Origin of the sequence: Ancylomarina sp. (genome assembly GCF_041555295.1) — a bacterium.
In the GTDB taxonomy this organism is placed as follows: Bacteria; Bacteroidota; Bacteroidia; order Bacteroidales; family Marinifilaceae; genus Ancylomarina.
In genome coordinates, this window is the sequence record NZ_JBFFKR010000086.1 from 1 (window position 1) to 12526 (window position 12526).

General features: G+C 35.8%; 10 protein-coding genes. 4 read left to right on the forward strand and 6 right to left on the reverse strand.

Translation table 11 applies throughout. The annotated features are described in order from the left end of the window. Positions 1 to 100: 100 nt before the first annotated feature. The 6 genes from ABY905_RS08200 to pssA all read right to left on the reverse strand — a co-directional run bounded on the left by ABY905_RS08200 (position 101) and on the right by pssA (position 8449). Positions 101 to 1264 carry a hypothetical protein gene (locus tag ABY905_RS08200; RefSeq protein ID WP_372642413.1) on the reverse strand — a complete coding sequence of 388 codons (1164 nt, stop codon included), beginning with the start codon at positions 1262 to 1264 and terminating at the stop codon, positions 101 to 103. A 21-nt stretch (positions 1265 to 1285) separates the two neighbouring features. Beyond that, a complete protein-coding gene (locus ABY905_RS08205; RefSeq protein WP_372642414.1) occupies positions 1286 to 1804 on the reverse strand; it encodes a DUF3341 domain-containing protein in 519 nt (172 codons plus the stop codon). Beyond that, positions 1801 to 3171 carry an NrfD/PsrC family molybdoenzyme membrane anchor subunit gene (nrfD, locus tag ABY905_RS08210; RefSeq protein WP_372642416.1) on the reverse strand — a complete coding sequence of 457 codons (1371 nt, stop codon included), beginning with the start codon at positions 3169 to 3171 and terminating at the stop codon, positions 1801 to 1803. Before nrfD ends, ABY905_RS08205 begins: the two co-directional genes overlap by 4 nt. 19 nt (positions 3172 to 3190) lie before the next feature. Beyond that, entirely contained in the window at positions 3191 to 6139 is a 2949-nt protein-coding gene (locus ABY905_RS08215) for a Fe-S cluster-containing hydrogenase (protein WP_372642418.1), read from the reverse strand. Between the two features lie 48 nt (positions 6140 to 6187). Further along, positions 6188 to 7321, reverse strand: a complete 1134-nt coding sequence (locus ABY905_RS08220) for a cytochrome c3 family protein (protein ID WP_372642420.1) — start codon at positions 7319 to 7321, stop codon at positions 6188 to 6190. A gap of 390 nt (positions 7322 to 7711) precedes the next feature. After that, positions 7712 to 8449 carry a CDP-diacylglycerol--serine O-phosphatidyltransferase gene (pssA, locus tag ABY905_RS08225; RefSeq protein WP_372642422.1) on the reverse strand — a complete coding sequence of 246 codons (738 nt, stop codon included), beginning with the start codon at positions 8447 to 8449 and terminating at the stop codon, positions 7712 to 7714. A gap of 151 nt (positions 8450 to 8600) precedes the next feature. Here pssA and ABY905_RS08230 point away from each other — a divergent pair, with 151 nt between their 5' ends. From ABY905_RS08230 to ABY905_RS08245, 4 genes are all read left to right on the forward strand, one after another. After that, positions 8601 to 9665: a PorV/PorQ family protein gene (locus tag ABY905_RS08230; protein ID WP_372642424.1), complete on the forward strand. Its 1065-nt coding sequence runs from the start codon at positions 8601 to 8603 to the stop codon at positions 9663 to 9665. A gap of 175 nt (positions 9666 to 9840) precedes the next feature. Next, positions 9841 to 10800 (forward strand): phosphatase, encoded by a 960-nt coding sequence (locus ABY905_RS08235; protein ID WP_372642426.1) that lies wholly within the window; start codon positions 9841 to 9843, stop codon positions 10798 to 10800. A gap of 33 nt (positions 10801 to 10833) precedes the next feature. Continuing rightward, the gene (locus tag ABY905_RS08240; protein WP_372642428.1) at positions 10834 to 12000 is read left to right on the forward strand and encodes a sigma-54-dependent transcriptional regulator; all 1167 of its coding nucleotides are present in this window, start codon (positions 10834 to 10836) and stop codon (positions 11998 to 12000) included. A 30-nt stretch (positions 12001 to 12030) separates the two neighbouring features. Beyond that, positions 12031 to 12526: GTP-binding protein (locus tag ABY905_RS08245; RefSeq protein ID WP_372642430.1), on the forward strand; the 496-nt coding region annotated here is incomplete at its 3' end.

Sequence of the window (12526 nt, forward strand, 5' to 3'; positions counted from 1 at the left end):
TTTCTATCTCTATCGCAAGCTGAGAGAAAGATTATCGCCCAAAAGAATAGACTTATATATGAAGCAGGTTTAAGCATAATATGTACTTTTTATAAGACGTTTAGGTTTCGTAATGGAAGCTTTCTTTAAGGAAAGGATCATTTTTGCATAATAAAGGTTTTTTCGTAAGAGCATTGAATATTACAAATAGGAAGCCTCCCAGATACAGGCAAGTAAAACCAATTTCAATTAGACCAATCTGTGCCGTCTCACCCAATATACCTGGGCTTAACATGAGGTAGATGTTAAGCCATTGTCCGATTAGAACAACACTAGCAACCATGGCTAACCATTTGATATTTCGTTTTGAATTCCTGGTCATCAAAGCCAAGAATGGAAACACAAAATTTAGAACAAGAATGGCGAAAAATAAGATGGGGAAACCATTTATCCTTTGAGCAAAATAAACTGTCTCTTCAGGAATATGACTGTACCAAATTAGCATGTATTGGAAAAACCAGAGGTACATCCAAAAAATACTGAATCCAAAGAGGTATTTACCTAAGTCGTGTATGTGTTCCTTATTGACAAAATCGATGTATCCCTGAGATTTAAGCAAGGCAATAATTAAAATAAAAGCTGCTATTCCTGAAACAAATAAACCGATGAATACATACCAACCAAAAAGGGTACTATACCAATGTGGATCAACTGACATGATCCAATCCCAGGTCATTGTAGAACTGCTAATAGCAAAGAATGCCATAAATAAGGCAGCTAAAGTCTTTCCTTGCTTGTGGAATTTATAGTCATCTGATAAATCCTGAGATATTGAATTTTTGCGAAGTAAACAACTTAGACCTATCCAACCTGCAAAATAGACAGCCATTCTAGTAAAGAAAAAGGGTAAATTAAGATAGGCTGATTTTCCTTCAATGATTGGATCATGAAGATCATGATGTGACCAGTGATACAAATCGTGCATGCCAAAGAATAGCAAAAACATAAGTGCCGCTGAATAGGGAAGGAAGGTACTTAGAGCTTCAGGTATTCGTTTTAAGCTCACATGCCATCCAGAATGTGCAATTTTATGGAGAGCGATAAATAAGGCTCCAAAAAGAGAAAGAAACAGGAAGTAGAGGTTGTTAAGTAAAACATTCATCCAAACTTGTTTGCTATCGGGATTTTGAAAAAGAAAACTAAGCGCAATCAGTAGAATACCAATAACAGAAATGGATGAAAATACCTGTTTTGTTTTTTTTGATAAGATATAATTCGTGTTCATCAGCTTATGATTTTGAATTAACTATTTATGCTCTTTGAGTTGAATCTCATGAGCTTCTTCTTGCTCTAAGATGGCCTTTACATTATTAAAGTGTTCATCATCTTCAGTTGCCTCAATAATGATTACAAAACGATCATCAGTTATTCTTTCATCGTGAATTTTATTCTTAGCACCCAATCCTAGTTTTGATCTGAATAGAAAAGCGAACACCATAGCAAAGGCTGCAAATAGTACAGTAACTTCAAAAGTGATGGGTATAAAAGCAGGAATAGAAAAATGAGGCTTACCGCCAATAAATAGGGGGTAGTCAACCACAAAAGCCCAGGTTTGAAAACCGAAAGCAAAAAGTGTTCCTATGGCTCCTGCAATAAAAGCAACAATAGGTAGTTTGGATTCTTTTAAGCCCAAAACCTTATCTAAACCATGTACCGGAAAAGGCGTTAAAACATCGAGTATCAATATTTTCTTTTCCATCAGAATTTTACTTGCTCTTAAAAGATCTTCTTCATCTGTGAAATAGGCTGATATATATCTTCTCATAGCGTTTTGTTTTTAGGCCCTTTTTCTCCAGAGCTTTTAATAACCGTTTTAATCTCAGCAATTGCAATCACTGGAAATACCCGAATGAATAATAGAAAACATGAGAAAAATAAGCCGAGTGTCCCTATGAAGATTCCAACTTCAACAATGGTTGGTGTGTACATGGACCAACTCGATGGCAGGTAGTCGCGATGTAATGATGTTACGATAATTACAAAACGCTCGAACCACATGCCAATATTGATGAATATTGAGAGTATAAAGGTAAAGACAAGACTTCTTCTCAATTTTCTGAACCAAAGTAATTGTGGTGATATGACATTGCAAGTCATCATGACAGCATAAGCCCACCAATAAGGTCCTGTTGCTCGATTAAGAAAAGCGTATTGCTCATATTCTACACCAGAGTACCATGAGATAAAGAGTTCGGTCATATATGCAATTCCCACTATTGACCCTGTGGCAATTATAATTTTATTCATTGACTCAATATGGGCCACTGTGATGTAGTTTTCCAAATTGAGAACCTTACGTGTAACAATCAAGAGGGTCAGTACCATGGCAAAGCCTGAGAAAATAGCTCCTGCGACAAAATAAGGTGGAAAGATGGTTGTATGCCAACCTGGGATTATTGAAGTTGCAAAGTCGGCACTTACAATACTATGCACTGAAAGCACAAGTGGTGCCGCTAAACCAGCCAGTATTAAACTGAGTTTTTCGTGGCGCTGCCAATGTTTTACAGATCCAGTCCAGCCGAAACTAAGTAGTCCATAAATGTATTTCTTAGCTTTAGATGTCACTCTATCTCTCATGGTTCCTATATCAGGGATTAAACCCATATACCAAAAAAGTAATGACACTAGAAGGTAGGTTGAAATAGCAAAAACATCCCATAAGAGAGGTGAGTTAAAGTTTACCCAAAGACCACGAGTGTTTGGATAAGGAAAAACAAAAAATGCTAAGAGTGGTCGTCCCATATGGATTAATGGAAAGAGACCTGCACACAATACAGCAAAGATGGTCATAGCTTCAGCCGAACGGTTTATACTCGTTCTCCATTTTTGACGGAAGAGTAAAAGAATTGCCGAAATAAAGGTTCCAGCATGACCAATACCTACCCACCATACAAAATTTGTAATACCCCATCCCCAACCAATGGTTCGGTTGAGTCCCCAAGTTCCGATGCCTTCCCATAGAGTATAGCCCATCATGGCAAGACCAAAAAACATGGCTGATAGACTTAAGGTTAGTCCCATATACCAGGCTTTTCCAGCTTTGCCCTCAATAGGAGCGACAATATCCTTAGTAATTTGGCTATAAGTTTTGTTTCCCTTTATTAAAGGTTCTCGAATCGGGGATACATACATAACTCAGTATTATAGTGGTTTAACTCTTTTTATTTCTGATCTTCGTAAGATAACTAACAGAAGGAAGAGTGTGAATTTCTTCCAATAAATGGTAGTTTCTATCACTGGAAGCGACTTTGAATAAGTCACTCTCCTTGTCGTTTAAGTCACCGAAAAGGATGGCTCCTGAAGGGCAGGTTTGTTGACAAGCCGTTTTGATATCACCATCTTTTACTTTTCTTCCTTCAAGCTTTGCATTAAGTTTGCCCTCCTGAATTCGTTGAACACACATAGAGCATTTTTCAATAACACCTTTAGCCCTAATTGTTACATCAGGATTAAGCACCATACGACTTAAATCTAAAGTCATACCTGCTGGATCGTGAAGATTATTTGGAATAGAATCAGCTAGTGTATAATCAAACCAATTGAATCGCCTGACCTTATAGGGACAGTTGTTTCCGCAGTAACGTGTTCCAATGCATCTGTTGTAAATCATTTGATTTAGTCCCTCACTGCTGTGATTCGTAGCTGCTACAGGACAAACATTTTCACAAGGTGCATTATCGCAATGCTGACACATCACAGGTTGGAAAACGACGCTAGGTTTGTTTTCATCCCCAGAGAAATAGCGGTCAATTCTGATCCACGACATTTCGTGAGCTCGAATAACTTCTTTCTTTCCTACAATTGGGACATTGTTTTCAGCCTGACAAGCAATTGTACAAGCTCCACAACCTATACAGGAATTTAAATCAATTGCTAATCCCCAATGATGATTCGGGAATTCGGGTTCTTTATAAATCCCTGCATTCTTATATTCCAACTTATTATCGTTTCCCGCTTTTGGATTTTTCTGATATTCATCCAAATTGGCTTCACGAACGATTGCTCTACCTTCCATAGAATGGTGAGTTTGAGTCATCGCAAAATCGAAATGTCCTTCAATTTTCACAAGCTTAACTGTAGCATATTTACTTGTGTTAAAATGGGATACTTTGCGACCAACGTCTTTACCAACCTTACCACAAATAGATCTTCCATAGCCACCTGAAACTGAAACTGAATTGTAGGCCTGCCCTGGAAGTACGTAAACTGGCAGTTCAAACTTGTTATTAAGCAGTACCATATTACCTGTCTCAAGGGCCATCTCTTTGGCTTGTTTTGGAGATATATTGAGGTAATTATCCCAGCAAATTTTACTTATTGGATCAGGCATTTCTTGCAACCATGGATTATTAGCCATGCTTCCATTGCCGATCGATACCTTTTCGTAGACCTGAAGTTCAATTCCACTTGATTTCTTTTCTTGAGTAATAGCCTCAAGCGTTTTATTAAAATCAAGCTGAGCAAACTTCAGTTTGTTATTTGATATATTCTTCGTCTGAAAGATGCCTTCTTGTAATGTATACTCCCAATAGGATTTAAAATTCGTGTATAGTGATTGAGTAGGGTAAAGTGTTTCTTCCCAATGGGTCATGATAAATTTATGGTAATCGACATCTTGACCTGACCATTTTAAAAGCGAAGCCTGAAATTGGCGGGTATCAAATAGTGGATGAATGGCAGGTTGCATTAAACTGTATGAATTCTTTTTTATTTCTGCATCATTCCAACTTTCCAGATAATGATTATCAGGAGCTATAAATTTCATTAAGGATGAGGTTTCGTTTGGAGCCTCATGAATTGATAAACTGAATGGAAGAGATTCAATAGCTTCCTTTATTTTATCTCCTTCTGGATGACTAAATACGGGATTGGTATGATAACAAATTAGACCTTTTACTTGTCCAGAGGCTAAATTGGTTATTAGTTGATCCATATCTTTATCAATGCCTTGATGATTTAAAAGAGGATTTTCAAAACTAAGAGTCGAATTCAAATTCTCTAATTCATAATTGATGGCATTAATCAGAATCTGTGCATTCAAATCTTGACTTCCTGAAACAACCAATGAATGTGATTTTTGTTTGAGTAAATCTTTTGCCAGTTCTTTAATTATTTTCGTTGACTCTGGAACATCATGTTTTTGCTGGCCTTTTAAGATCAGGATTTCATTATATAGTTGAGCAATTTGAAGACCTAGTTCAGAGGGTTTTATAGCGTGTCTTTCATCAGCATTGCTACCAGTCAAACTCATTCTCGATTCGAATTGAATATGACGAGATATTTTATTTAAAGAACCTGAAAGTTTACGAGTATCCGAATATGTTTTGATATACTCACTAGGATTGAGCCACGTTCCTAAAAAATCGGCATCGAAACTAACAATCAAATTAGCTTTATTGAATCGATAATCAGGCAATCCATCCTTGCCAAAACAAAGTTTTTTAGCTTGAAGGATTGCACTAGCCGATTGCGTATCATACTGGATCCATTTAATATTTGGGTAAGCATCAGTAAAATGCTGAATAGCTTTGCGCGTAGAGGGACTATAAATGGTCGGTGTTAGCAAAGCTATTTTATTTTCCTTTTGAGAATCTAATGCTTTTAAGACTGAATCATCAAATTTGTCCCATGAAACCGTCTCTTCTTCTATTTGAGGATTTCTATATCGACTGTTGTCGTATAAACTCAATACAGAGGCTTGAACTTGAGCGGAACAAGCTCCATTACTTATTGGAGATATGTTATTCCCTTCAATCTTAATTGGTCGCCCTTCTCTAGTTTTGATAAGTATACTGGCATAATCACTGCCATTAATATAAGTAGAAGCATAATAATTGGCTATGCCAGGGGTTATTTCTTCAGGTTTATTTAAATACGGAATCACTTTTTGAACGGCATTTTCACAGCTTGATAATACGGTTGTAATAGCTAAACTGTAACCACAAAGCTTAAGGAAATCTCGACGATTACTTTTTGCTTCAGCCGTTCCATCTTCAAAAATATCGAGAACCTGCTCCAAATTAGCTTTGGGGATGAGTTTTTCTTTTTTAGTCTCAGAACTCTCGTTTTTTTCTTGATGGCTTTTCCAGTATTTTTTCATATTGGGTATTTTTCAGTTAGCTCCTTAGGTTAATGAGTATAATCTAGCCTAGTAATGACAGCGGGCACATTCTCGACCGCCAATATCTTTAACCCGGACACTATCAATTTGTTCTTTTGCAAGTTTAAGATGGAGTTCTTTGAATGTATTAGAGTAATAGTTGTTGGTGTTGAAATCAACAGCAGTTTTGTCATGACAATCTAAACACCAACCCATAGATAAATCCTCAACTTGTTTCACGATATGCATCTGTTCAACTTCTCCATGGCATTCCTGACATTCGCGTTTTCCAACATTCACATGTTGTGCATGGCTAAAAAAGACATGATCAGGAAGCTTGTGAATACGGATCCATTCTATTGGCTTATTATTTTCAACCGCAGCATGAATTTTATTGATTTCAAACTTGCCGGAATTTCTCCCTTCTCTAACTATTGAATGGCAGTTCAGACAAACATTAGCTGATGGGATAACAGCAGATTTACTATTATCGACACCTGTATGGCAATATCTACAATCAATTTTGTTATCAGTAGCATGTACTTTGTGTGAGAATTTTATAGGTTGATCAGGAGCGTATCCTTCGTTGCGACCAAGGGCCATTGCATCTTCACCTAACATCTTAAATTGATAGCCTAACGCCAAAAAGAAAATTAGAATTGGGATGAATTTGTATTTTATCTTCTTAGTGAAGAATAAGTCTACTAAAGCGAGTGTTATTAATAGGCCTAAAAAAAGGAATAGGATGAGGTTGTCGACTATCGGCTTTTTATATTCTTCACCATCATCTTTTAATCTTAGTAAGTAGTTTTTTATATGAGAGAGTTTTTCTTCACTATAGTTATAATCTATATGTACCTCCGACATTCTTTTGGCAATAGGAGTATTTAGAATAGAGTTAAAGTCAGATAATTCTTTATTCGAAAAATTATGAGCAATATCCCATGCTGAAGGGTTCCAGTTAAGCGTATCTGAAAAATTGATATTATGACAGCTAATACAAGCTTTTAATTTAGTTTTTTTAAGTACTAAGCCTTTAAATATACGTTCACCTTGCTTTGATGATTCCAGGAAATTGTGTTTAGATTTTTCGTGTTCGAGGGTATTTTTATTTTCGCAGAACGAAGGGGGAGTTGTCAGTAGAAAAAAGACAATAGAAAAGAATAGGCAAAGTTTACTCATGGTAGAATGATTTACAAATGCTTTATATAAATATAATGTCTATATTCTAAATAAGAAACCAGATTTTATTTATAAAATACAGAATGATTTAACCCTTAACTAATTGTGCTCGTCTTACAAGTTAAAAATTTTACTTAATTAATCGCAGTTCAACTTTCATTTTTTTTTAAATATAGAATATCAATACTGTTTTTTTAATAAATTATTTTCTCTTGTCTTACCCTAAGATGTGGAATTAGCTGCGATTTTATTTATTATAAGAGGTCGAAGATATATTCCATAATTAATTCGAAATGTTTTTCAGATAAGAGAGGGGGTGAGAAAAAAATGAAACAAAAAAGCCTTCATTAGTTAAAATGAAGGCTTTTTAATATTGTAAATTATGTCTGTTTATTTTCTCAGATTATCGATTAGTGAGAAGATGATATAAACAAATAGAATTAGCGGAATAACTAACCATTTTAGAAGGATCGCTAAAACCACTAAGGTGAGTAGAAATAAATATCTGATTTGATTTTCTTGCCATTTAAGACTTTTAACCTTTAGGGAAAACATTGGTATTTCAGATACTAATAGTAATGATGTGATAAGTATCGCTGCTAGAATAAGCCATTGGTTAGAAAGTAATCCTTCAATCATAGGATAGTCTCCAAAGTGAAGAATGATTGGTAAAGATGCCCAAAACATGGCATTTGCTGGAGTTGGCACACCAATGAATGAAGAAGTCTGACGAGTATCTACATTAAACTTGGCTAATCGAAGCCCAGAGAAAATAGAGATGATAAAGGCAGACAACAGAATGGCTATTTGCGAATAACTTAAGGTTTCTGGTGTGAAAGCCGCAGCAGTATCACCTAAAACGGCAAAGCGTAAGTAGGAGAAAGCTATGGTTGCTGGTGCAAAACCAAAACTTAGCATATCCGCTAATGAATCCAATTCTTTACCCATTTCAGAATAGGCACCTAACAATCGAGCGAAGAGTCCATCCATAAAATCGAATACTGCTGCCAGAATGATTAGAAGAGCAGCTGGAAATAGGTAACCTTCAATAGCCAATAAGCTGGCAACACAACCTGATAGAATATTTAAACAAGTTATGGCATTTGGGATATGTTTTGTGATTGACATCGTATCGAATTATTTTGATCAATAAATAGGGCTCAGTCATGTGAGTCATGCAAAATTAATCTAAAAATCGGAATGCACTGAAAAGTTTCATAGAGAATGTCGTTGAATAAAAAAAGCATTGTATTTTTACGCTTCGTCCAAAATCTAAAAGATGCAAAAATACCTAATCCTTATATTCTTTCTTTTTTCTGGTTTGAACCTTTTCGCTCAAACTTCAGCACCAAAATACAGCAATGAGTTTTTATCTGTAGGTGTGGGAGCAAGAGCCTTTGCTATGGGAAATGTCGCTGTTGCTTCACAAAAAGGTGTCGAGGCAGCCTACTGGAATCCTGCAAGTTTGGTTGATTTAAACAAGAAATATGAAATCTCAGCCATGCACGCCGAATATTTTGCTGGAATGGCAGCCTACGATTATGTGGGATTTGGTATAAAATTGGATGAGAAAAGTGCATTGGCTCTAAGTGTGATTCGATATGGGGTTGATGATATTCCCAATACGCTTGAGTTAATTGATAAGGATGGAAATATTAGATACGATTTAGTCACAACTTTCTCAGCTGCTGATTATGCTTTCCTATTTTCCTATGCTAAGAAAACCAAAATAGAAGGCTTATCTCTAGGTGGAAATGTAAAGATAATTTATCGTCATACCGGGGAATTTGCTTCAGCCTATGGTTTTGGAATTGATGCAGCCGTGAAATACAAAAGAGGGAAGTGGCAAATGGGAGCTTTATTACGTGATGCCAGTTCAACTTTTAACGCTTGGGTCTTTAAAACTGATGACCTTGAGGACGTCTTTAATACAACTGGAAATGAAATTCCTGAGAACTCCACTGAGATTACCCTGCCTAGATTGATTTTGGGTGTGAGTCGTGATGTCAGATTAACTGATAAGATTTCAGTTTTAGCCGAATTGGATGCGGATTTTACATTCGATGGTAAACGTCATACTCTAATTGAAGGAGACCCCATAAGTATCGATCCTCACATGGGATTAGAGTTTCAATATCAAAATTTGATTTATCTTAGAATGGGCGTTGGTAATATCCAGAGAGAAACTGATTTTAAACAAAAGGAATCCTTAGTTTTTCAACCTAACCTGGGTTTAGGTATCCACTATAAAAACTTTAGGCTAGATTATGCTCTTACTGATATTGGAGATCAATCTATCTCTAAATATTCCAATGTGTTTTCACTTTCTTACGCTTTCGACTAAATTATTGAGATTACAAAGAGAGCATTATTTAAAGCTTCTTTTGACTTTTTTTTTTCTGAATATAGATTTTGAACACCTATTTTTCTTAAGCCTTTTTAACTTGTAATGCCCCGAATTTTCACTACTTTCGATATCTTACAAAAAACTATTTTTCTAACAGAAACTCAATCAACCTATGCGTATCTCAATTATCGATTTGGGTACTAATACTTTTAATTTACTTGTGGCTGAGATTTCAGCCGATAAGCAAATTAATATACTGCATCGTTCCAAATATCCTGTAAAACTTGGAGAAGGTGGAATAAACCAGAACTATATTACTGATGAGGCTCAGGAACGTGCTCATCTTGCTTTTGTAGAGATGAAAGAAATTATCAATTCTTACCAAACTGTGAAAACCTTTGGTTTTGCGACATCTGCTATCAGAACCGCGAATAATGGAATAGATTTTGTGAAGCAAATTCGCCGAGATTTTGATATAGATATTCAGGTTATATCTGGGAATCGTGAGGCTGAATTAATCTATTATGGAACCCGCGAAGCGGTTGGATTAGACGATGAGGTTGTTGCAATTCTTGATATTGGGGGAGGGAGTAACGAGATAATTATTGCTAATTCAGAAAAGATTTTTTGGAAGAAATCCTACCCACTAGGAATGACTCGTTTGTTGGAACAGTTTCAGCCTTCAGATCCAATAAAAATGGATGAAATTAAGGAAATTGAAATGTTTCTTAAAGATAAATTGAGCGATTTAATTGAAGCTTTGAATAAATACACCGTAAATAAACTGATAGGTTCTTCGGGGTCATTTTCTACTTTGCGTCAGGTTATTTTAGCTGAAGAGAAAACGGAGACCTTAAGTGATCAAACCCATTACAATATCAAACTCGAGGATTTTAACAGTTTGCATCAACGGTTTTTAGATTCGACTCTCGAAGAGAGAACGCAAATGGAAGGAATGGATTCAGCAAGAGTACACCTTATGGTGATTGCGAGTGTTTTCATCAACTTTCTAGTGAAAGAAAGTGAGTTGTCAATTTTATTCCAGTCTGCTTACGCATTGAAAGAAGGTGCTCTTTTCGACTATCTTAAGACATTAAGTCAATCAGAAAATTTAATATCTTCGGATAAGTAAAAATATTTAAGTCATTATTTTAATATCAATAGCATGTCAAAAATTTTAATCATCGACGACGAAAGAAGCATTCGTAATACATTAAAAGATATTCTTTCTTACGAAAACTATCAAGTGAGTGTTGCTGAGAACGGAATGGAAGCCATTAAAATGGTTGGAGCGAATGAATTTGACGTGATTCTTTGCGATATAAAAATGCCAGAAATGGATGGGCTTGAAGTTTTGGAAAAGTTGCAAGAAATTGCATTTGATGTGCCCGTAATCATGATCTCAGGACACGGGAATATTGATACCGCGGTTGAAGCAATTAAAAAAGGCGCTTTCGATTTTATTGAAAAACCTCTTGATCTAAATAGAATTCTTATCACAATAAAAAATGCGCTTGATAAAGCTGTTCTTCTGACGGAAACTAAGGTTCTGAAAAGAAAAGTGAGCAAGAAATATGATATGATTGGTGAATCTAAAGCCATCAAGGAGTTGAATGATATGATAGAGAAAGTGGCTCCAACTGATGCTCGAATTTTGATTACTGGCCCAAATGGGACGGGTAAAGAATTGGTTGCTCATCGTATTCATGAAAAAAGTAATCGAGTTAAACAGCCTTTTGTAGAGGTTAACTGTGCGGCTATTCCTTCTGAATTAATAGAGAGCGAATTGTTTGGGCATGAGAAAGGTTCATTTACTTCTGCTCACAAACAACGTAAAGGGAAATTTGAATTGTCAGATGGTGGCACTCTATTTCTGGATGAAATTGGTGATATGAGTTTGTCTGCTCAAGCTAAGGTTTTACGAGCTCTGCAAGAGAGTAAGATTACTCGAGTAGGTGGGGATAAGGAAATTAAGGTAAATGTAAGGGTGATTGCAGCGACGAATAAAAATCTTGCTGAAGAGATTGTCTTAGGTAAATTTCGAGAAGACCTGTATCATCGATTAAGTGTGATTTTAATTAAAGTTCCTGCCCTAAACGAAAGATTAGAAGATATTCCTTTATTAGCTCATCATTTTATCGATATAATTTGTTCAGAGATGGGCTTACCTCCAAAATCGATAGCCGAAGATGCTATTGCAGAATTATTAAAACTGGATTATACAGGAAATATTCGAGAGTTTAGAAATATTATAGAGCGTTTAATAATTTTGGGCGACAAAGAAATTACACAACAAGATATTAAGCTGTATGCTGGTGCAAACAGAGACTAAGAGATGACTTATTTATAGCCATTATTAAGTATGAAAACGAAAGATCATAAAACCCATATAGGAATTTACGGACGTAGAAACTGCGGCAAATCTTCCATCATTAATACTTTAGCTGATCAGCAAATTGCTATTGTTTCAGAAACGGCTGGCACAACGACTGATCCTGTTAAGAAATCCTTTGAGATATTAGATTATGCACCTGTTATTTTGGTCGATACGGCTGGAATTGATGACATAGGTGAATTGGGTACTAAGCGTATTGAAAAGACCTTGCATTCAATCTCGACCATCGACTTGGCTATTTTGGTGATTGCCGATAATGTTTTTGGAAATTTCGAAGAAGATTTGATTACCAAATTCGATTATTATAAAACCCCATTTTTCATCATTCACAACAAATCTGATAAGACGAAAATTGATGAAGCTTTAAAAGTCAAGCTAGAGAACGATTATAAAACTTCTGTTATGGATTTTTCTACGGTCAATCCTGATAATTTCGATGAGGTTATTGAATTGATTAAGAAAA